Source organism: Variovorax glacialis (genome assembly GCF_051216375.1).
Classification (GTDB): domain Bacteria; phylum Pseudomonadota; class Gammaproteobacteria; order Burkholderiales; family Burkholderiaceae_C; genus Variovorax.
Genome location: NZ_JBPJZT010000025.1, coordinates 22,766 through 43,506, shown reverse-complemented (window position 1 = coordinate 43,506; position 20,741 = coordinate 22,766). Strand labels below are relative to the sequence as shown.

At 67.4% G+C, this 20,741-nt stretch carries 22 protein-coding genes; 14 read left to right on the top strand and 8 right to left on the bottom strand.

All coding sequences use genetic code 11. The features are described from left to right. The first annotated feature begins 8 nt into the window (after positions 1 to 8). From ACSFBL_RS32875 to ACSFBL_RS32850, 6 genes are all read left to right on the top strand, one after another. Positions 9 to 1,223 carry an aminotransferase-like domain-containing protein gene (locus ACSFBL_RS32875; RefSeq protein WP_435520012.1) on the top strand — a complete coding sequence of 405 codons (1,215 nt, stop codon included), beginning with the start codon at positions 9 to 11 and terminating at the stop codon, positions 1,221 to 1,223. Positions 1,224 to 1,248: 25 nt separating this feature from the next. Further along, entirely contained in the window at positions 1,249 to 1,890 is a 642-nt protein-coding gene (locus tag ACSFBL_RS32870) for a glutathione S-transferase family protein (RefSeq protein WP_435520011.1), read from the top strand. A gap of 7 nt (positions 1,891 to 1,897) precedes the next feature. Further along, positions 1,898 to 2,803 (top strand): PhzF family phenazine biosynthesis protein, encoded by a 906-nt coding sequence (locus tag ACSFBL_RS32865; RefSeq protein ID WP_435520010.1) that lies wholly within the window; start codon positions 1,898 to 1,900, stop codon positions 2,801 to 2,803. A gap of 8 nt (positions 2,804 to 2,811) precedes the next feature. Beyond that, on the top strand, positions 2,812 to 3,498 hold the full coding sequence (locus ACSFBL_RS32860; RefSeq protein WP_435520009.1) for a VOC family protein: 687 nt from the start codon (positions 2,812 to 2,814) through the stop codon (positions 3,496 to 3,498). Positions 3,499 to 3,500: 2 nt separating this feature from the next. Next, positions 3,501 to 4,133, top strand: coding sequence for a LysE family translocator (locus tag ACSFBL_RS32855; RefSeq protein ID WP_435520008.1), 633 nt, complete (start codon positions 3,501 to 3,503; stop codon positions 4,131 to 4,133). A gap of 170 nt (positions 4,134 to 4,303) precedes the next feature. Continuing rightward, entirely contained in the window at positions 4,304 to 4,978 is a 675-nt protein-coding gene (locus ACSFBL_RS32850) for a histidine phosphatase family protein (RefSeq protein ID WP_435520007.1), read from the top strand. Here ACSFBL_RS32850 and cutA read toward each other — a convergent pair. The 3 genes from cutA to ACSFBL_RS32835 all read right to left on the bottom strand — a co-directional run bounded on the left by cutA (position 4,969) and on the right by ACSFBL_RS32835 (position 6,032). Beyond that, a complete protein-coding gene (cutA, locus tag ACSFBL_RS32845; protein WP_435520006.1) occupies positions 4,969 to 5,307 on the bottom strand; it encodes a divalent-cation tolerance protein CutA in 339 nt (112 codons plus the stop codon). The two genes, ACSFBL_RS32850 and cutA, sit on opposite strands and share 10 nt — an antisense overlap. A gap of 116 nt (positions 5,308 to 5,423) precedes the next feature. After that, on the bottom strand, positions 5,424 to 5,765 hold the full coding sequence (locus ACSFBL_RS32840; RefSeq protein ID WP_435520005.1) for a hypothetical protein: 342 nt from the start codon (positions 5,763 to 5,765) through the stop codon (positions 5,424 to 5,426). A 21-nt stretch (positions 5,766 to 5,786) separates the two neighbouring features. Next, positions 5,787 to 6,032 carry a GlsB/YeaQ/YmgE family stress response membrane protein gene (locus ACSFBL_RS32835; RefSeq protein WP_435520004.1) on the bottom strand — a complete coding sequence of 82 codons (246 nt, stop codon included), beginning with the start codon at positions 6,030 to 6,032 and terminating at the stop codon, positions 5,787 to 5,789. 142 nt (positions 6,033 to 6,174) lie between these two features. Between ACSFBL_RS32835 and ACSFBL_RS32830 the strand changes: the two genes are divergently transcribed. Next, entirely contained in the window at positions 6,175 to 6,804 is a 630-nt protein-coding gene (locus ACSFBL_RS32830; protein WP_435520003.1) for a YbhB/YbcL family Raf kinase inhibitor-like protein, read from the top strand. A 10-nt stretch (positions 6,805 to 6,814) separates the two neighbouring features. Here ACSFBL_RS32830 and ACSFBL_RS32825 read toward each other — a convergent pair whose 3' ends face one another. Both ACSFBL_RS32825 and ACSFBL_RS32820 read right to left on the bottom strand, forming a co-directional pair. Continuing rightward, the gene (locus ACSFBL_RS32825) at positions 6,815 to 7,633 is read right to left on the bottom strand and encodes a creatininase family protein (RefSeq protein ID WP_435520002.1); all 819 of its coding nucleotides are present in this window, start codon (positions 7,631 to 7,633) and stop codon (positions 6,815 to 6,817) included. 9 nt (positions 7,634 to 7,642) lie between these two features. Beyond that, positions 7,643 to 8,566, bottom strand: a complete 924-nt coding sequence (locus ACSFBL_RS32820) for a LysR family transcriptional regulator (RefSeq protein WP_435520001.1) — start codon at positions 8,564 to 8,566, stop codon at positions 7,643 to 7,645. 83 nt (positions 8,567 to 8,649) lie between these two features. On the opposite strand from ACSFBL_RS32820, the gene ACSFBL_RS32815 reads away from it, so the two are divergent. Further along, complete coding sequence (locus ACSFBL_RS32815; RefSeq protein WP_435520000.1) at positions 8,650 to 9,660, top strand: zinc-binding alcohol dehydrogenase family protein; 1,011 nt, start codon at positions 8,650 to 8,652, stop codon at positions 9,658 to 9,660. A gap of 6 nt (positions 9,661 to 9,666) precedes the next feature. On the opposite strand, the gene ACSFBL_RS32810 is transcribed toward ACSFBL_RS32815, so the two are convergent. Then, on the bottom strand, positions 9,667 to 11,061 hold the full coding sequence (locus ACSFBL_RS32810) for a PQQ-dependent sugar dehydrogenase (RefSeq protein ID WP_435519999.1): 1,395 nt from the start codon (positions 11,059 to 11,061) through the stop codon (positions 9,667 to 9,669). A 98-nt stretch (positions 11,062 to 11,159) separates the two neighbouring features. On the opposite strand from ACSFBL_RS32810, the gene ACSFBL_RS32805 reads away from it, so the two are divergent. From ACSFBL_RS32805 to priA, 5 genes are all read left to right on the top strand, one after another. Continuing rightward, positions 11,160 to 11,903, top strand: a complete 744-nt coding sequence (locus tag ACSFBL_RS32805) for an alanyl-tRNA editing protein (protein WP_435519998.1) — start codon at positions 11,160 to 11,162, stop codon at positions 11,901 to 11,903. A gap of 46 nt (positions 11,904 to 11,949) precedes the next feature. Continuing rightward, positions 11,950 to 14,145, top strand: coding sequence for a protein-disulfide reductase DsbD family protein (locus tag ACSFBL_RS32800; RefSeq protein ID WP_435519997.1), 2,196 nt, complete (start codon positions 11,950 to 11,952; stop codon positions 14,143 to 14,145). 105 nt (positions 14,146 to 14,250) lie between these two features. After that, positions 14,251 to 14,943: a thioredoxin family protein gene (locus ACSFBL_RS32795; RefSeq protein ID WP_435519996.1), complete on the top strand. Its 693-nt coding sequence runs from the start codon at positions 14,251 to 14,253 to the stop codon at positions 14,941 to 14,943. Between the two features lie 58 nt (positions 14,944 to 15,001). Beyond that, positions 15,002 to 16,105 carry a uroporphyrinogen decarboxylase gene (gene hemE / locus ACSFBL_RS32790; protein WP_435519995.1) on the top strand — a complete coding sequence of 368 codons (1,104 nt, stop codon included), beginning with the start codon at positions 15,002 to 15,004 and terminating at the stop codon, positions 16,103 to 16,105. 370 nt (positions 16,106 to 16,475) lie between these two features. Continuing rightward, a complete protein-coding gene (priA, locus tag ACSFBL_RS32785; RefSeq protein ID WP_435519994.1) occupies positions 16,476 to 18,587 on the top strand; it encodes a replication restart helicase PriA in 2,112 nt (703 codons plus the stop codon). Positions 18,588 to 18,605: 18 nt separating this feature from the next. Here the strand turns inward: priA and ACSFBL_RS32780 are convergent, their stop codons facing one another. Then, entirely contained in the window at positions 18,606 to 18,812 is a 207-nt protein-coding gene (locus ACSFBL_RS32780) for a hypothetical protein (RefSeq protein WP_435519993.1), read from the bottom strand. Between the two features lie 206 nt (positions 18,813 to 19,018). Here ACSFBL_RS32780 and ACSFBL_RS32775 point away from each other — a divergent pair, with 206 nt between their 5' ends. Next, on the top strand, positions 19,019 to 19,714 hold the full coding sequence (locus ACSFBL_RS32775) for a hypothetical protein (protein WP_435519992.1): 696 nt from the start codon (positions 19,019 to 19,021) through the stop codon (positions 19,712 to 19,714). A 9-nt stretch (positions 19,715 to 19,723) separates the two neighbouring features. Here the strand turns inward: ACSFBL_RS32775 and ACSFBL_RS32770 are convergent, their stop codons facing one another. Next, on the bottom strand, positions 19,724 to 20,734 hold the full coding sequence (locus tag ACSFBL_RS32770; protein WP_435519991.1) for an AEC family transporter: 1,011 nt from the start codon (positions 20,732 to 20,734) through the stop codon (positions 19,724 to 19,726). Positions 20,735 to 20,741 lie beyond the last annotated feature (7 nt).

Here is a 20,741-nt window from a genome sequence, read left to right as displayed (position 1 = left end):
GAAACGACATGAACTGGAAACTCGCCGCCCGCGCCGAAAAGATGAACCCCTCGGTGATCCGTGAAATCCTCAAGGTGACTGAGCGCCCGGGCATCATCAGCCTCGCGGGCGGTCTGCCGTCGCCCAAGACCTTCCCGATCAGCGACTTCGCCGAAGCCTGTGCGGAGGTGCTGCACAAGGACGGCCAGGCGGCGCTGCAATACGCCGCCAGCGAAGGCTACGGTCCGTTGCGCGAAGCCGTCGCCGAGATGCTGCCCTGGGCGGTCGATCCCGCACAGGTGCTGATCACCACCGGCTCGCAACAGGGCCTCGACCTGATCGCCAAGGTGCTGCTCGATCCGGGCAGCCGAGTGCTGGTCGAGACACCGACCTACCTCGGCGCGCTGCAGGCCTTTTCGCCGATGGAACCGGAGCCGGTCAGCGTGGCCAGCGACGACGAGGGGGTGATCGTCGAGGACCTCGTCGCCAAGGCAAAGGACGCGCGCTTCGTCTACCTGCTGCCCAACTTCCAGAACCCGACGGGCCGCACCATGACCGAGGAACGCCGCGCGGCGGTATCGGCCGCGGCGGCGAAGGCCGGGCTGCCGATCGTCGAGGACAACCCCTACGGCGAGCTTTGGTTCGACGAAGCGCCGCCGCTGCCGCTCACGGCGCGCAATCCGGAAGGCTGCATCTACCTCGGCTCGTTCTCGAAGGTGCTGGCGCCGGGCCTGCGTCTGGGCTTTCTCGTTGCGCCCAAGTCGATCTACCCCAAGCTGCTGCAGGCCAAGCAGGCCGCCGACCTGCACACGCCGAGCTTCAACCAGCGCATGGTCTCCGAAGTGATGAAGGAAGGCTTCCTGGCGCGGCACGTGCCGACCATCCGCTCGCTCTACAAGAGCCAGCGCGATGCCATGCTGGCCGCCCTCACGCGCGAAATGCAGGGGCTGGAAGTCGAGTTCAGCAAGCCGGCCGGCGGCATGTTCCTGTGGGTGCGCATGCCAGAGGGCATCGATACGGTCGCGCTCCTGCCGAAGGCGGTGGAGCGCGGCGTCGCTTTCGTGCCGGGCGCGCCCTTCTATGCGGGCGCCAGTGACCCGCGCACGATGCGTCTGTCCTTCGTCACGGCGAGCGTCGACGAGATCGACACAGCGATCGCCGCGCTGGCCGAGACCGTGCGTGAACAACTGGCGCAGAACGCGGCGGCCGAGGTGCAGCGTCAACTGGCCGCGAGCCCGACCTGAGTCGAACGATCACGGAGCGACCGACATGCTCAACATCTGGGGCCGAATCAGCTCGATCAATGTCCGCAAGGTGGTGTGGTGCGCACAGGAACTCGGCCTGGACTTCCAGCGCACCGAGGCCGGCGGCAAGTTCGGCGTGGTGCAGACGCCCGAATACCAGCGGATGAATCCCAATGCGCTGGTGCCCGCCATCGACGACGGCGAAGGCGGGGAACGCGTCACGCTCTGGGAGTCGAACGTGATCGTGCGCTATCTCTGCGCGAAACATTCGCTGGGCAAGCTCTACCCCGATCTGCTGGCGGAACGTTTCGATGCCGAGCGCTGGATGGACTGGCAGCAAACCACGCTGAACCCGGTCAGCGCCGGCGCCTTCCGTCAGTGGGTCCGCACGCCGGCAGCGCAGCGGCAACCCGAGGTGATCGCGCATTCGGTCCATGCCACCGAACCCCTGTTCGCAATGCTCGACGCCCACCTCGCCACGCGCGCCTTCATGATCGGTGACCACTTCACGATGGCGGACATCCCGGTCGGCTGCGAGGCGCACCGCTGGTTTGGCCTGCCCCAGACCGAATACACGCGCCCTGTCTGGCCCAACGTCGAACGCTGGTTCGGCGACCTGCGCACCCGCGCGGGCGCGCGCGGCGTGCTCGACCTCGCACTCGAATGAACACACCATGAAAACCCGTCCCTTCAAGCAGGTCGACGTCTTCACGTCGACGCCGTACTTCGGCAACCCGCTCGCGGTGGTGCTCGATGGCACCGATCTCGACGACACAGCGATGCAGCGCTTCGCCGCCTGGACCAACCTTTCCGAAACCACCTTCCTGCTGCCGCCGACCGAGCCGACGGCCGACTACCGCGTGCGCATCTTCACGCCGGGCGGCGAGCTGCCTTTCGCGGGTCATCCGACGCTCGGAAGCTGCCACGCATGGCTGCAGGCCGGCGGCAAGCCGAAGGCCGGCTCGCACATCGTGCAGCAGTGCACGCAAGGACTGGTGCCCATTCAGCGCGACGGCGAACGCCTGGTCTTCGCCTCGCCGCCGTTGAAGCGGAGTGCGCCCAGCCCCACGCTCCTTGCCAAGATCGCTGCCGCACTCGGACTGCGCGCGCAGCAGATCCTCGCGGCACAGCTGCTCGACAACGGACCAGTCTGGCTCGGCCTGCTGCTCAACGACGCGGACACCGTGCTCACGCTCAAGCCCGACCACCGCATGCTGCGCGAGCTCGGCCAGAAGGTCGGCGTGGCGGGGATCTGGCCCCGGGACGAATCGCCGCCGCTGATCACCCGCTCGAACCGCGAGGCCCGCGCCTTCGCGCGCACCGAGGAAACCGCTGCCGGCGTCGAGGTGCGGGTTTTCGCAGCACCTGTCGGCATCGAGGAAGACCCCGTCACGGGAAGCTTTAATGCCAGCCTCGCGCAGTGGCTCATCGCCGAGGGCCTGCTGCCGGAGCGCTACATCGCCGCGCAAGGCCAGACACTGGGCCGGGCGGGACGCGTTCACGTCCATCGAGATGCGGACGGCCAGGTCTGGGTCGGCGGGTCATCGGTGACCTGCGTGGACGGGAGCGTCACGCTCTAGGAGGCGTCGTGAACGCGCGCGTCGATCACCTCGTCATTGCCGCCCGCAGCCTCGACCAGGGCGTGCGCTGGTGCGAGGCGACTTTCGGCGTCGAACCAGACGCTGGCGGCGTGCATCCGCTGATGGGCACGCGCAATCGCCTGCTCAAGGTTGCGACCGCGGACTTTCCACGCGCGTATGTCGAGATCATCGCCATCGACCCGAAGACCAGGCCTGCCCGGGCGGCCGGCACTCACCGCTGGTTCGACCTGGACGACGCGGCGCTGCAGATGGCCCTGGCGCGCGGTGGTCCGCGGCTGATCCACTTCGCCGCCGAAGTGCCCGACGCCGATGCCGCCGCGCAGGCGCTGGCCGATGTGCGCATCGATCGCGGAGAGGTGCTCGAGGCATCGCGCGACACGCCGGCCGGTCGACTGGCGTGGAAGATCACGGTGCGGGACGACGGCCAGCGCCTTTTCTACGGCGCGCTGCCAACGCTGATCGAATGGGGTCCGGTGCATCCGATCGACAGCATGGCCGAGTCGGGCGTCAGGCTGCGCTCGCTGGATCTCGCCCATCCGCGCAAGGCGGACCTGGCCGTCGCACTGCAAGCCATTGGCCTTGAAGGCGTGTCGCTCGCGACGGGCGCGCCGAATCTCCGCGCCGTGTTCGACACGCCGCGCGGCATCGTCACGCTCGAATCCGGAGGAACCTGAACATGCTGACCGCCACCGAGCTCGCCTGGTTTTCGGTTGCTGCACTGGTGCTCGTGCTGACGCCGGGCCCGAACATGATCTATTGCGTCTCGCGCACGCTGTGCCAGGGGCGCGCCGCCGGGCTGATCTCCCTGGCCGGCGTGCTGCTGGGCTTCGTGGTGCATCTGATGGCGGCCGCGCTCGGCCTGACGGCGCTTCTGGTCGCGGTGCCCTTCGCCTTCGATGCGATTCGCCTGGCCGGCGCCGCCTACCTGCTCTGGCTCGCATGGCAGGCCGTCAAGCCCAACGGTACGGCGCCCTTCGAGGCCCGCCTCCTGCCGGACGACCCGCCGGCCAAGCTCTTCAGCATGGGCTTCCTGACCAACGTGCTGAATCCCAAGGTGGCGATGTTCTACCTGTCGTTCTTCCCGCAGTTCCTGCATCCGGAGCGCGGCTCGGTGCTGCTGCAGAGCCTGGCCCTGGGCGCCGTGCAGATCGGCGTCAGCGGTGCGGTGAACGCGACGCTCGTGATGACTGCCGCCAGCATCACCGCCTTTCTCTCGAAGAGCGAAGGCTGGCTGCGCGCGCAGCGCTACGTGATGGGCAGCGTGCTCGCGGCGCTGGCCGTGCGCATCGCCCTCACCGATCGCAAGTAGCGCGCCGCCGCCGCGCCAGCCCTACCAGCGCACATGCACGCCGACGGCGCCCTCGATCGAGGCTTCCACCTTGCACGTACCGAGGGCGTGATTCCAGACACTGCCTGAATCGATAGCACGCGTCGCCGTCGCGACGGGCGCGTCCGCGGTTCGTAGGCAGAATTCCGCGCATGGGAACCCTCTACCTCGTGCGCCACGGACAGGCCAGCTTCGGCGCGGCGGACTACGACAACCTCAGCGAACTGGGTCGCAAGCAGTCCGTCCGGCTCGGCGAGTACTGGCGCGAGCGCGGAATGACCTTCGATGCGGTCATCACCGGCACCTTGAGGCGCCACCGCCAGACATGGGCAGGGATCGCGGAGGGCCTGGGCCTGCAGCGCGAGGACGTGCTCCCCTGGCCGGGCCTCAACGAATACGACGCCGAGGCCGTGATCGCGACCATCCATCCGGAAAAGCTGCAAAAGGCCGACACGCCGGAGCTGTACCGCCATCACTTCCGGCTGTTGCGCAAGGGTTTGGGCGCGTGGATGCAGGGCCACGCGGCGCCGCGCGGGATGCCCAGCTACGTCGACTTCCTGGCCGGCGTGACCTCCGCGCTCGACCATGTCCGCGACAGGCACCACGGCGCCAAGGTGCTGGTCGTGTCGAGCGGCGGCCCCATCAGCACCGCCGTCGGGCACGTCCTCGGCACCAGTTCGGAAACCACGATCGAGCTGAACCTGCGCATGCGGAACACCGCGGTCACGGAATTCGCATTCACGCCGAAGCGCCACATGCTCGTGACCTACAACACCCTCCCCCACCTCGACGGCCCGGCCTACGAAGGTTGGGTGACCTATTCCTGAGCTGCCTCCGGCGGCGTGCTCCCGGCTTCAAGCCAACGCAGGTAGTCGACCGAACCCGCCGTGATCGGCACCTGCACGATCTCCGGCGTCTGGTAAGTGTGCCGTTCCCGGATGAATGCTTCGAGCGTTGCGTAGCGCGCGCGCAGCGTCTTGATCTGCAGCACCCATTCCGGTTCGCGATGCAACGCGCCCTCCCAGACATAGAGGCTCCGCACCCGCTGAATCTGCACGCAAGCCGCCAACCGCGCCGCGACCACAGCCGCCCCAAGCGCCTCAGCCTCGTCTTCGGTCCCGATACTGGTCATCACGAAACAAGCAGTGCTGTCCATAACAAGCGCCTCATCCAGTTCCAGAAATACCGCGGAACCGGCTCCGCCGGGCCGCAGGTATTGCCCCCTGCAAGGGGGTGGAGAGTGACACGAAGTGCACGAGCCTGGGGGTGTGCTCATGCCTGCCAAACGCCATACCCCGCCTCCCGCAACGCGATGCCCAGCTCGACCTCCATGTCGCGCGCGGCTTCGTACGGCATCGGGTTGTACATCGCATAAAGCGCCGGCAACAGTCGCAGCCCGTACTCGCGCACGAAGCTGTTGGCCTGGATGCCGGCCTTGTGCTTGTCGAAGCGCACATCCGGATCGAGTCCGGTCATGCCCACGTAGACGAAGGGCATGCCCAGCCGGTAGTCAGGATTGGCCCGTCGGAAACGCGCCACGTTCCACACGCGGTCGTCGAGTTCGACCACGTAGACGTGGTGGTGGTGACGACCGCGCGTCTTGCGAACCGGCATCCGGCGCGCCGTCCGCCGATCTCACTTGCGCTTGATCAGTCCGTAGATGAAGAGCAGGACGATCGCGCCCACCACCGACGCGATGAAGCCCGCGCCCTGGCCGGCGGTGTACCAGCCCATCGCCTGGCCCACATAGGTCGCGATGAGCGAACCGGCGATGCCGATCAGCGTGGTCACGATGAAGCCGGCCGAGTCGTCGCCGGGTTTGATGGCGCGCGCCACCAGGCCCGCGACAAAGCCGATCAGAATGGTCCAGACGATGCTCATACGGATCCTTGGTGTGTTTTTGCGGGCCGAGGCACCGCGGGACGCGGTGCGATTTTCATGATAGCGGAGCCCGGATGCGTAGCGCCCGCTCTGCTGCCCCCGTCCTACACGCATCCGGAGCATCCCACGCTATACCTTCCGAATGCTCGAAAAGCTTCCTGACGCGATCGGCCACGCGCTCCACGACGTGCGCGCCGGCCTGGACGAAATCGCATTCAACACGCTGGGCCTTCGCGAGGGCATGGCGTCCATCACCGTGTCCAGCCTCGCCTTCGCCGACCACGCGCCGATACCGCCGCGCTACACGGCCGACGGTGAGGGCATATCGCCGCCGGTGCAGTGGATCGGCGTGCCGGCCGGCGCGGCCTCGCTGGTGCTGATGGTCGAGGACGCCGATTCGCCGACGCCGCATCCCATGGTGCACGCGATCGCGGTCGATCTCCCTGCAGGCGACGGGAGCCTGCAGGAGGGCGCGTTCCCGAGCGGCGATCAGGAGGGCAGCGGTCTCCATGCCGGACGCAATTCGTATCTACAGTCCGCGTGGCTGCCGCCCGACCCCCCGCCAGGTCATGGCGTGCATCGATACGCCTTCCAGGTCTTTGCGCTCGACACGCCGCACGAGTTTTCGACGACGCCCGGCCGGGACGAAGTGTTCGATGCGCTCAGGGCGCATGCCATTGCGAGCGGCCTGCTCATCGGCACCTGCGAACGCCCGGACGGTTCGATCAAGATCGAGGATGCCGCGCCCGCGGGGCCAATGATCGCGGGCTGAGGCCGGCGCGTCAGCGCAAGGGTTCCGTGTGGGCCGTGCTCAGCGGCAGGCGGGAAACTTCGGCGAGCAAGGCTGCCAGCTGGGTGGCGGCGGCGCCGACCAGCGCTCGCCCTTTCTCCGCCGTTGCCGCGGCCGCGTTGCCTGCGGCGCCGTCGGGGTTGTAGTCCTCCATTGCCCAGCCCAGCTTCGCGCTGCGGCCATTGCCGAGGATCGCGTAGTCGGCGGCTCGCTGGCGGGAGGTCGAGCCGAAATCACGCGCGGCCCCCATGGCCACCCTTTCGGGAGCGAGCGCTAGCATCATCGAGGTCTCCATGTCCCCCGCATGCACGCCAAAGCGATGCTCGTCAGCGCTGAACTGCGCGCCCGCATCGCCGAGCGGCAGGTTGAACCAGCTCACGCTGTAGACGATGAGGCCGTGCGCCGCGCGCAGTTCGCGGGCGACGATGTCCATCGCGCCGGTGTGCCCGCCGTGCGCATTGAAGAGCACCAGCTTCCTGACGCCCGATCGCGCCACGCCGGCGCCGATCTCGCTCCAGAGGCGGATCAGGGTCTCGGACGAGAGCGTCAGGGTGCCGGGGTAGCGCGCATGTTCCGGACTCAGGCCGATCTGCTGCGTGGGGAGAAAGAGCACCGGCAAGTGCGCGGCCAGCAGCGGCAGCGCGGCTGCCACGATGCCGTCGGCCAGGGTCGAGTCGACATTGAGCGGCAGGTGCGGGCCATGCTGCTCGGTCGCGCCCAGCGGCAGCACGGCCACCGTTGTCGCCGGGTCGAGCGCGTCGAAATCGCGCGTCGTGAGTTGGGACCAGAAGCGGCTGGCAAGTGCGGTCATGCAGTGATCTTAGTGTTCCCGGCCGGCGAGCGGCGCCGGCAGGGCCGCGAACTTGAGCGCGAGGAAATCGACCAGCGCCCGCACGCGCGACGGCACGAAACGGCCGCTCGGGAGCAACGCGTGCAGGGGATAGGGTTCGGTGTCCCATTCCGGCAGCAGGCGGACCAGCGCACCGGACGCTTCGTCCTGCCGGACGTCCAGGAAGGACTTGAGCGTGATGCCGCGGCCGGCCACCGCCCATTCGCGCGCCAGCGCCGCATCGTCTGCCACGCGATCGCCGTCGACGCGCACTTCCGTCCACTGGCCATCCCGCGCAAAGCGCCACAGTCTCTGGCGACGGCCGCTGCGGTGGAAAGTGAGGCAGTTGTGCTGAAGCAGATCCTGCGGCGTCCGGGGTGCCGGGTGGCCGCGCAGGTAGTCGGGCGAGGCGCAGAGGACGGGGCGGGAATCGGCGAGCCGCCGCGCCACCAAGCGCGAATCCGCGAGCGCGCCGTAGCGCAGCGCCACGTCGACCTCGTCGCGGGTGACATCGAGCGGCCGGTCGCCGACGGAAAGTGCAAGCTGCACGCCCGGGTGGGCATCGAGGAATTCGTCAAACCAGGGCAGCAAGGTGCTGCGGGTCAGATCGGATGGCGCGGCGATCCGCAAGGTTCCGACCAGCGCACCCCGGTCCGCGGCCACCAGCGATTCGCCCTCCGCCAGCAACTCGAAGGCGCGCACGGCGTAGTCGAGCAGCGTCTGGCCCTGCGGCGTCAGTCGCATGGCGCGGGTCGAACGCTCGAAGAGGCGCGCGCCGAGCTGGGCCTCCAGGCGCTTGAGGGTGGCGCTGGCCGCGGCCGGCGTGACGCCTAGCGCGCGCGCAGCGGCGGTCAGCGTGCCAGTTCGTGCGGTGTGAACCAGCACCTGCAGATCAGCCAGATTTTCAATCTTCATTTGAAAGTGAAGCTATTCGAAGCCAGCTTATCAAAAGTCGGGCAGACGCCTAGAGTCAGGTATCCAACCAAACAGGTCCCTTCATGAAAGCTGTCGGCTACCGCCAATCCCGCCCCATCGACGACCCCGCCTCGTTGGAGGATCTGGATCTGCCAGATCCGAAAGCAGGTCCGCGCGACCTGCTCGTTCGCGTGAAGGCGATCTCCGTGAATCCGGTCGACACCAAGGTGCGCAAGAACGCTGCCCCGGAGCCGGGGCAGGCGAAGGTACTGGGTTGGGACGCGATCGGCATCGTGGAAGGCGTCGGTTCGGCGGTCCGTCAATTCAAGCTGGGCGACCGCGTGTATTACGCCGGGTCGATCACCCGGCCAGGCGCGAACAGCGAACTGCATGCGGTCGACGAACGGATCGTCGCCCTCGCACCCAGGAGCCTCGACGATGCACAGGCAGCGGCGTTCCCGCTCACCACCATCACGGCCTACGAGCTGTTGTTCGACCGCCTGCGCGTACCCAAGGGCGGCGGCGCGGGCCAGACCTTGCTGGTCACGGGCGGCGCCGGCGGCGTCGGTTCCATCCTCATCCAGTTGGCACGCCAGCTCACGCAACTCCGGGTGATCGCGACGGCTTCACGGCCCGAGACCCGTCAGTGGTGCCTGGCGTTGGGCGCGCATGCAGTGATCGACCACTCGAAGCCGCTGTCCGCCGAACTCAAGGGGGCCGGCATCGGCGAGGTCGACATGGTCGCAAGCCTGACGCAAACCCAGCAGCACTACGCGGAGATCATCGAGAGCCTCAAGCCCCAGGGCCAGCTTGCGGTGATCGACGACATGCCGGTGCTCGACGCGATGGCGCTCAAGACCAAGTGCATCTCGCTCCACTGGGAAATGATGTTCGCGCGGTCGCGGTTCGAGACGCCGGACATGGCGCGCCAGGGCGAACTGCTGGCCGAGGTCGCGGAACTGGTCGATGCCGGCCGCATCCGCACGACGGCCAATGCCAGTTTCGGCACGATCAACGCAGCCAACCTTCGCAAGGCGCATGCGCTGATCGAAAGCGGCAAGGCGCAGGGAAAGGTCGTGCTCGAAGGGTTCTGAGCGGCGCTAGTTTCTCTTCACGCGCCAGACGGCGTTGCCAACGTCGTCCGCCACCAGCAGGGCGCCATGCTTGTCGAGCGTCACGCCGACGGGGCGGCCCTGTGCCTTGTCGTCGGCATTCAGGAAGCCGGTGAGGAAATCCACCGGCGCCCCGCTCGGCCGGCCGCCGATGAAGGGGACGAACACCACCTTGTAGCCCGACAGCGGCTTGCGGTTCCATGAGCCGTGCTGGCCGATGAAGACGCCGCTCGCGAACTCGGCGGGCATGCCCCGCGCGCTGGAGAAGGTCATGCCGAGCGGCGCCACGTGCGAGCCCAGCGCGTAGTCGGGCACGACGGCCTTCGCCACCATGTCCGGCCGCTGTGGATTCACGCGGGCATCGACATGCCCGCCGTAATAGCTCCAGGGCCAGCCGTAGAAGGCCCCTTCCGTGACCGAGGTGAGGTAGTCGGGCACGAGGTCGCTGCCGATCTCGTCGCGTTCGTTGACCACGGTCCACAGCACGTTGGTGTCGGGCTCCCAGCCCATGCCGTTGGGGTTGCGCAGGCCGCTGGCGAAAAGCCTTTTCTGGCCGCTGGCGACGTCGACCTCCCACACTGCCGCGCGCCCCTCTTCTGCCGGAAGGCCGTTCTCGCCGACGTTGCTGTTGGACCCGACGGTCACATAGAGCTTCGTTCCTTCGCGGTTGGCGATGACGTTCTTGGTCCAGTGATGGTTGATGCCGGCTGGAAGGTCGATCACCTTGGTGGGCGCGGCGGCGATCGTGGTCTGCCCCTCGGTGTAAGGAACCTTGACCAGCGCGTCGGCATTGGCGATGAACAGGTCATTGCCGACGAGCACCACGCCGAAGGGCGAATTGAGGCCTTGCATGAACACCTGGCGCGTCTCGGCGACGCCGTCGCCGTCGGCATCGCGCAGCAGAGTGATCCGGTTGGGGCTCGGCACGCCCGCGCCGGCGCGCTTCATGACGGAACCCATCACCATCGCGCGGACCTGGGCCATGAGGCCCTCGCCGCCGTCGTGGCTGCCTTCGGGCTCGGGCGGCTTGTTGCTCTCCACCACCAGGACATCCCCGTTGCGCAGGACGTACACCCAGCGCGGGTGATCGAGGCCCCGGGCCAGCGCCGTCACCGTGAAGCCCTCGAGGGCCGTCGGCACGGCGGTGTCGGTCCAGCCGACCGCGGGTGCGATGTTCACGGTGGGCATCAGGGTCTTGTTGGGCGCCGGGAGCTGCGGCGTGGGGCCGATGCCGGCTTCCGGTGCCAGCCGGGCAGCTTCCCCGCAGGCAGTCAGCAGCAAGGCGGCGGTCAATGAAAGAAACAGCGACGCGGCGCCCGCGGTGCGGGTGACGGGTCTCCGGGTCCAAAGGCCTTGGAAGAGTGGGCGCGGGTGGGATTTCATCGATCCGATGATCCGGGCACGACCGCCGGCGGCTGTCGGCTGTGGGCGCTTTCCGGCGTGGGCGCACCCCCGGGCGGTGTCGCCGCTACCATCGGGCGATGACCGACGACCTGTTCCGTTCCGACGCCTACCTGCGCGAGTGCGAGGCCCGCATCCTGCGTATCGAAGACGATGGCATCGTGCTCGACCGCACCGTGTTCTATCCGCTGGGCGGTGGACAGGCAGGGGACAGCGGCTGGCTGGTGCTTGCCGACGGACGCGAGATCGCGGTTGCCGACACCCGCAAGGCCAAGGATGCCGAGGGCAAGCCGACCGACGAGATCCTTCATGTGCCGGTGCCCGGGCAGGATGCGGCCGGCGCGCTGAAACCGGGCGGCACGCTCTCCGCACGCATCGACTGGGAGCGCCGGCACAAGCTCATGCGCTTTCACACGGCCACCCACCTGCTGTGCCACCTGGTGCCGCAGCCGGTCAATGGCTGCTCCATCACGCCCGAATACGCGCGGCTGGACTTCCACATGACCGACCCGCTCGACAAGGAAGCGCTGACTGCCGGGCTGATCCGCCTGGTGGAAGCTGGCCATCCACTTGCCGTAGGCGCGATCACCGACGCCGAGCTCGATGCCAATCCGGCGCTGGTCAAGAGCATGAGCGTGCAGCCGCCACGCGGCACGGGCACGGTCCGCACCATCCGCATCGGCGGCGACACGGCATCGATCGATTTCCAGCCCTGCGGCGGCACGCACGTGGCGAACACGCGCGAGATCGGCGCCGTGGTGGTGACCAGGATCGAGAAGAAGAGTGCGAACAGCCGGCGGGTCGTGCTCGGATGGGCCGCTTGAGCATGGGCCGGAACTTCGACCCTGCGACCTGCTCCGATTGACCGGCATGGCGCTTTTCTCCCCCCTCCGTTCCCCTCTCCGTCTCGCGGGCTTGCTCCTCGTCTCGCTGGCGGCGTGCGTGCCGGCCGCCGCGCAGTTGTCGTCTCGCGTCGGGTCGGTCGTCACGACACCGCACGTGCGGGCCGAGTTGATGGCCCACGCGCCGGATGGCGTCTCCCCCGGCGCACCCGTGTGGGTGGGTCTCCAGATCACGCATCAGCCCGAGTGGCACACCTACTGGAAGAACGCCGGCGACTCCGGCTTGCCGACCGAACTCGCCTGGTCGCTGCCGCCCGGCGTCTCCAATGGCGACATCGCGTGGCCGGTGCCGCGGAAGATCCCGATCGGCAACCTCGCCAACTACGGTTACGAAGGCACGGTGCTGCTGCCGGTCCCGCTGACCATCGCGCCGGACTTCAAGCCGCCCACGGCGCTCACGGGCGCGGCCGAACTGGACGTGCGGCTGAAGGCATCCTGGCTGGTCTGCCGAAAGGAATGCATCCCCGAGGAGGGCGAGTTCCAGCTCAAGTTGCCGCTGCATGGATCGACGGCGCTCCACAAGACCGAATTCGATGCCGCGCTCGCGGCCCAACCCTCGCCGCTCCAGAAACCCGGCGTGATCGCGATTGACGGAAACAAGCTTCAGATCCGGCTCGAAGGCCTGCCGCCAGCGGTGCAAGGCAAGACGCTGGAGTTCTTCCCGGAAACGCCTGAGGTGATCCACACCGCAGCCGTTCTCGACAAGGACTGGACGCAATCCTGGCAAGGCGATGCCTGGACCGCGACCGTGCCGCTCGCCGACCAGCGCAGCGGCAGCCCCACGGTGATGCCGGTGGTCGTCGCGTTGTCGGAGGCCGATCGGCAAGCCGGCCAATCCGGCGCCTGGCGCGCCGAGGCGCCTGTGAGCGGCGCATGGCCGACCGTCGCCGCCAGGGCGCAGGTTTCGCCGGCGCTGCAAGCGGCACTCGAAGCCAACACCGCCCCACCGCCGCTCACGCAATCCAGCGGCACCCTGTTCGCCGCATTGCTCGGCGCCTTCATCGGCGGCCTGTTGCTGAACCTGATGCCTTGCGTGTTCCCGGTGCTGGCGATCAAGGTGCTTAGCTTCACGCGGCACGCGGAGGACCGCCGGGGACACCGCATGGCGGCCATGGCCTATGCGGGCGGCGTCATCCTCTCCTGCCTCGCGCTCGGCGGCGCCATGATCGCGCTTCGTGCGGCGGGCACACAGTTGGGTTGGGGTTTCCAGCTGCAGTCGCCCGCGGTCGTGGCCGTGCTGGCGGGCCTGTTCACGCTGATCGGCCTCAACCTGGCAGGCGTCTTCGAGTTCGGCCGCGTGGCGCCGACTTCGCTCGCCACCGCGCAGGCGCGACATCCCGTGGTCAACGACTTCCTGTCGGGCGTGCTCGCCGTGGTCATCGCCTCCCCTTGCACGGCGCCGTTCATGGGTGCGTCGCTCGGCTTTGCGATCGGGCTGCCCGCCGCGCAGGCCTTGCTGATGTTCGCGGTGCTCGGTTTCGGTCTGGCGCTTCCCTATCTCGCGGCGGGTTTCGTTCCGGCGGTCGCCCGTTTGCTGCCCAAGCCGGGCCGGTGGATGAACACCCTGCGCCGTCTCCTGGCGTTTCCGATGTTCGCGACCGTGGCCTGGCTGGTCTGGGTCCTCGGCCAGCAGAGCGGCATCGACGGCGCGGGCGCGCTCCTGGGCTTGCTGGTCTGCCTGGCGGCCGTCGTGTGGGCGCTGACCCTACGTGGCCGCACGCGCATCGTGATCGCGGGCCTGATGGTCGCGACGACGGCGGCGCTGGCCGGGGCGATCGGCGGCAACGTGCTCCGGCCCGCGGAGCCGGTCGCGGCGGCGGCGAACGAGCGCTGGCAACCCTGGTCCACCGCACGTGCGAACGAGCTTGCAGCCGCGGGCCGGCCGGTGTTCGTGGACTTCACGGCCGCCTGGTGTGTAACTTGCCAATACAATAAGAGAAGCACACTGGCCGACGCCGAATTGCTGGCCGAGTTCGATGCGAGGAACGTCGCCATGCTGCGCGCCGACTGGACGCGCAGGAATCCCGCGATCACCGCGGCCCTGGCAGCGCTCGGCCGCAGCGGCGTCCCGGTCTATCTGCTCCAGGCGCCCGGCAAGGCACCGGTGATCCTGACGGAAATCCTGAGCAAGGACGAGGTGCGCGAGGCACTGGCCTCGCTGTGACAATGCTTAGACCCTGAGGCGGTACGGGTTGTCACAAGCGGATGAAGAATCCGCTCTAAGCTGTGGTGGTTGTTGAGATTTATCCACAGGAGGTCAAAGCTGACCATGGCTTCACCGTCATCTTCCGAATCGCGTTCCGTCCGCGCCGCGCGCAATGCCCGCGCCGCCCTCGACCGGGCTTCCCGCCGGGCGATCATGACCGCCGCGGTGGCCCTCGGCGCCACGTTCCTGATGAATTCGCAGGCCCTCGCCGCACCCGCCGTGGGCCAACCGGCCCCCGATTTCGTCGGCGTCGACACCGCCGGCAAGCAGCACCGCCTCTCCGACTTCGCGGGCAAGTTCGTGGTGCTCGAATGGACCAACCCCGGCTGCCCCTTCGTGCGCAAGCATTACGGCAGCGGCAACATGCCTGCCACCCAGAAAGCGGCGACGGCCAAGGGCGTGGTCTGGCTGGCCATCAATTCGACCGAACGTGCCGCCAGCGACTACCTGAAGCCGACGGCGCTCGATGCCTGGATGAAGGACCAGTCCGCCGCACCGACGGCCGTGCTCATGGACGAGGACGGCGTGATCGGCCGCACCTATGGCGCCCGGACGACGCCCCACATCTTCATCGTCGACCCGAAGGGCACGCTGGTGTATGCGGGCGGCATCGACAGCATTGCGTCATCCCGGCCCGACGACATCAAGACCGCCACCAACTACGTCAACCAGGCACTCGGCGAGGCTTACGACGGCAAGGGCATCAGTGCCGCAACGACGCGGCCCTACGGCTGCTCGATCAAGTACAAGAGCTGAACCTGTCGGTCGTCGTCCTTCCCGCATGGCCCGGCGGGGCCCCTGCGACAATCGCGGGATGCCATTCGCCCCCCTGAAGAACGATACCTTCCTGCGCGCCTGCTGGCGCCAGGCCACTGACCACACGCCCGTCTGGCTCATGCGACAAGCCGGGCGTTACCTTCCGGAATACGTGGCGACGCGTGCGAAGGCAGGCAGCTTCATGGGCCTCGCGACCAACACCGACTACGCCACCGAGGTCACGCTGCAGCCCCTCGAGCGCTATCCGCTGGATGCGGCGATCCTTTTCTCGGACATCCTGACGGTGCCCGACGCCATGGGCCTCGGCCTGTCGTTCGAAGCGGGCGAAGGTCCGCGCTTCGCGCGACCGGTGCGCGACGAGACATCGATTTCCGCTCTCGAAGTGCCCGACATGGACAAGCTCCGCTATGTCTTCGATGCGGTCGCGTCGATCCGCCGGGCGCTGGACGGCCGCGTGCCACTGATCGGGTTCTCGGGCAGTCCCTGGACGCTGGCCTGCTACATGGTCGAGGGCGCGGGGTCGAGCGACTACAGGCTGGTCAAGACGCTTCTCTACAGCCGACCGGACCTGATGCACCGCCTGCTCGCAGTCAACGCGGATTCGGTGGCCGCCTACCTCAATGCGCAGATCGACGCGGGCGCGCAGGCCGTGATGGTGTTCGACAGCTGGGGCGGTGTGCTCGCCGACGGCGCCTTCCAGGAATTCAGCCTCGCCTATACGGCGCGCGTGCTGTCGCAACTGAAGCGCGAAGGCGCCGACGGACGACCCGTGCCGCGTATCGTGTTCACCAAGGGCGGCGGCCTCTGGCTGCAGGACATGCGCAAACTCGACTGCGAAGTTCTCGGTCTGGACTGGACCGTCAATCTCGCCGAGGCGCGGGCACGCGTCGGCGAGGGACCCGAGGGCAAGGCGCTCCAGGGCAACATCGACCCCAACGTCTTGTTCGCGCAGCCTGCGCAGATCGAAGCGGAAGTGACGAAGGTGCTGCAGAGCTTCGGTCGACCGCACATGGACCCCGCGACGAGTGGCCCCACGCACATCTTCAACCTCGGCCACGGCATCAGCCAGTTCACGCCGCCGGACCACGTCGCCGCCCTCGTTGCGGCGGTTCACGCCCAATCTCGCGCGCTGCGCGCATGAACGTATTGTTATCACTTGTAAGCACCGAGAACGACTGTCCGGCGCTTGTCAAGGACTAAAAAGCGTGAGGAGGGACTGACTTATGCACAAATCGCTTGTTGCGGTGCGAAAAAAAAAATTTGCGCGTTCGCAGCTGCTCCTAAACCGATAGCGCGGCTAAGTCGTTGATTCATATAGCTTTTGAACTTTGCTTTTTTTGCGTGCATTCCAGCGAGGCCCTTGATTTTCAAGGGCTGGCGGCGAGTCAAGCCCCGATATCAACAAAGTTATCCACAGAAAATCTGGATGGACTGCAAAGCGCAGATAAATCAACAACTTAGGTCGTTTTGCTCAAAGTCGCTTTAACAAACCGCCGTAGCGGGAGCCCGTCTTGAAGTGGCGCGTCGACGTCGCCGTGCAGACTCCGGCGCACAGTGCACTAGGGGATGTCCTTAGCTACGTGAGTGTTGTGCCGATGGTTCGCGGCGCCCTGGTTCGGGTGCCGCTGGGGCGTCGCGAGGTCCTGGGCGTCGTCTGGGCGGTCGAACCGGACGATGGCGAAGGTTCGAGCGATATCGAACTCAAGCCGGTCAGTGCAGTGCTGGATGCCCTTCCTCCACTCGGGGACGCGTGGCGCGACCTGGTGGCTTTCGCCGCCCGCTATTACCAGCGTTCCCTGGGCGAAATCGCGCTGGCGGCGCTGCCGCCGCAACTCAGGGACCTGACCGCCGTTCAGCTGGCACGGCGACTGAAGCGCCAGGGGCCTTCGGGCGTAGCGGAGGCCACGGGAGAGATTCCACAGCCGGTCGCGCTCACCGAGGAGCAGTCCCGGGTGCTGGCCCGCTTCGACGCAGAAGCCGGTCCCTTCCTGCTGTTCGGCAGCACGGGCAGCGGCAAGACGGAGGTCTACCTGCGCGCCGTAGCGACGCTGCTGGCGCAGGATGCGAACGCCCAGGCGCTGGTGATGGTGCCCGAGATCAATCTGACGCCGCAGCTGGAAGCCCGCTTCAAGGAACGTTTCGAAGGCCTGTTCGGCGCCTCGGCGGTGGTGTCGCTCCACAGCGGCATGACGAACCCGCAGCGGCTGGCGAGCTGGCTCGCCGCGCACAGCGGCACGGCGCGCATCGTTCTCGGCACGCGCATGGCGGTGTTCGCCTCGATGCCGGGTCTGAAGCTCATCGTCGTCGACGAGGAGCACGACCCCAGCTACAAGCAGCAGGAAGGTGCACGGTATTCGGCGCGCGACCTGGCGGTGTGGCGCGGCCAGCGCGAGGACGCGAAAGTGATCCTCGGCTCTGCCACTCCCTCGCTCGAAAGCTGGCACCAGAGCCGTCCGGCGCAAGAAGATGATCCGGGCGGACGCTATGTCCGGCTGGCAATGCCCTCGCGCATCGGCACGAGCACCCTGCCGGCGGTGCGGCTGGTCGACATGAACCTGCAGCCCCCGAGGACAGTACTGTCCGGCGCGCTGCTTGATGCCATCGGCCAGCGGATCGCACGCGGCGAGCAGAGCATGGTGTTCCTGAATCGGCGGGGCTATGCACCCGTGCTCGCCTGCGGCGACTGCGGCTGGAAGAGCGAATGCCCGCACTGCAGCGCCTACCGGGTGTTCCACAAGATCGACCGCACCCTGCGTTGTCATCACTGCGGCTTTACCGAGCGTGTGCCGCGCGCCTGCCCGGCCTGCGGCAACCTGGACATCGCGCCGGTGGGGCGCGGCACGGAGCGGCTCGAAGAACACCTGGGCGAACTGTTCTCCGCCGTGAGGCGGCCCGATGGCGGGGAAGTCCGCGTCGCCCGCATCGACGCGGACAGCACGCGCAAGCAGGGTGCGCTCGAATCGCAGCTCGCGGCGGTCCACGCCGGGGAGGTCGACGTGTTGGTCGGCACGCAGATGATCGCCAAGGGTCACGATTTCCGGCGCATCACGCTTGTGGCGGCGATCAATCCCGACGGCGCGCTGTTCTCGAGCGACTTTCGGGCCCCGGAACGCCTGTTCAGCCTGCTCATGCAATCGGCCGGGCGGGCGGGACGGGATGCGGCGTATCTGGCCGCGCAGGGCGCGACGGCGGAGATGTGGATCCAGACACATCACCCGCAGCACCTGCTTTTCGCGGCGTTGCGCCGGCATGACTACCCCGCCTTTGCTCAACGTGAACTGGAAGATCGCGTCGCCGCAGGCATGCCGCCTTTTGCTTTTCAGGCGCTGTTGCGGGCCGATGCCCGTAGCCAGGATGCAGCCCAGGCGTACCTCAACGCGGCGAGCGCGTCAGCCGATGTGCTGGAGGGGGCCGACCGTGTGACGCGCTATCCGGCCGTTCCGCTGGCGATCCAGCGCGTGGCGAATGTGGAACGTGCGCAGATGCTGATCGAAAGCGCGTCGCGCGCAGCGCTCCAGCGCGTTCTCTCGGGCTGGCAACCGTTGCTGCACAACCTGCGTCGTGCACCCGAAGGCAAGGGTGTGATTCGCTGGCTGGTCGACGTCGACCCGCACAGCATCTGATTCAGCCTGCGCCTCGCTTCAGAGCAGGCCGACCGGCTCCTTGCCGACCTCGACATATTGAAGGGCGGAACGGCGTCGTCGATGCGCACCCGGCCACATCAACAGCACGAAGCTGAGCACGCCCGTCGCGAGCGCGCTGCCCGCGCCAAGGGCGCCTACATGCCATAGCCAGATGGTGCTGACGAGCCAGACCATCCACAGGACCCCGCGCAACCATGTCGTCATGCCAACTCTCCCGATTCAGGGATTCACTTTAGCAGCGCTTTTGAAAACCTAAGCACTACCCATAAGCAATAGCTACGACTATTGCCCTATTTGCGAACCCTGGGCGTAGGAAATACTCTGAAACAACAGTTGACGATCCGCCGACGCGCTGTCCAATCTACGAATCTGGCGGGATTCAACTGAAACTCGCGAAAAGGGGGTGCGTCGTGAAATCGCCATTCAGGTTCATGTGGGTTTTTTCCCTCGCGTGCATGGCATGGAGCGCATACGGGGCCGAGCTGGAACTGGATGGCACCCGGCTGGTCGTCAACGGGATGCTCGACGGCAGCGCCATCAAGGAATTCGAGGAGCACCTGGCCACCGGCAAGGTACGGACCGTGGTGTTCGAGAATTCGCTCGGAGGCACCCCCGAGGTTGCGCGCGACTACGCCGAAGCGATCCGCGCGACCGGCGTGAACACCGAGGCGAAAGGCCAGTGCCATGCCGCCTGTGCCTACGCCTTCCTCGCCGGCAAGGAGCATCGCTTCGGCCGCGGCTTCCAGGTGAATGGCCTGCTGCTGCCAGTGTCCCAGCGCCCCCGGCCCTCGGACCTCGTCAGCCGCTGGAACGGGGAAGACAGCTACCGGACCTTGGCTGAATTCACCGGCCCGGCCGCCAATCCGGCGTCGGCCGGTGCGCCGCCAGCGACCGTGACGGCATCGAACACCCAGGGGGCCGCCTCGCCGCCCACGACGAGGGAGGGCTGGCAGCCGGACCAGGGCGTGCTTTTCACTTCCACGCCCACGTTGTTCGGCCGTGTCTACAACAGCTTCTATTGCGATGGCACGCAAGGCCGCGACATGTCGCGCTGCGAGCTGCTGCCTGACGCCGACCCGTACAAGCTCGGCGTGTTGACGCCGTAGGCTGTTCGCCTAGCGCATCCAGCCGACCGCCAGCGGAAAGCTGAAGAAGGCGGCGACGGTCGTCCAGAGGATGATGCGGGCCACGCGACCGTTGTCGGCCCCGAAGCGCTCGGCGAGCATCGAGACGTTGCTCGCACTCGGCAGCGCGGCGATGAGCACGATCGTGACCAGCGCCGTGCGGTCCAGCGGCAGGCCAAGCGCCATCACGCCCGCGGCGACACCGTAGACGAGCAGCGGATGGACCAGCAGCTTGATCGAGACCACCGGCAGCACGTCGCGCAATGGCGCCTGTTGCGGCGCAGCCGTCGCACTGCCCATTGCGGCTGCAACCACCGCGCTGGCGCGATGCTCGCGCGCCAGCAGGGCCGACCGCGCCAGCACGGCACCAATCGTGAACAACGCCACCGGCGATGCCGCCTCGGCCAGCATCGCGACCGTGTGATCCACAGGGCCTGGCAGTGAAAACCGGCTCGCCGACGCCGCGGCGCCCAGCAGGATGGACCAGGGCATCGGGTTCTGCAGGATCCCGCGCAGTGCCTGCCGCGCAGCCTTGGCGGCGCCGTGCTCGTCCGCGCCATCGAGGCGCGACAGTGCGATGCACAAGGACGAGGTCACGATCATGTCGAAGGCGATGGTGATGATCGTGGGCGATGCCGCCTGCGCGCCGAGGATCGCCACCAGCAGGGGAATGCCCATGAAACCGGTATTCGGAAAGGCCGCCACCAGGGCGCCGAAGGCTGCGTCGTTCCAGCCGACGCGCTCGTTGCGACTCAAGGCGACCGTCGCGCCGACCACGATCAGTGCGCTCACGCCCCATGTCAGCGCGACCGTGCCATTCAACAGCTGATCGATCGGGGCGCCCGCGCCGAAGCGAAAAAGCATGCAAGGCAATGCGAAATAAAGGACGAAGACATTCAGCCCTGGAATCGCCGCCATCGGCAACGCGCCGCTCCGGCCAGCGGCATAGCCAGCGGCGATCAGCGCGAAGAATGGAAGGGTGACAAGAAATATCTGGAGCACGCGGCGA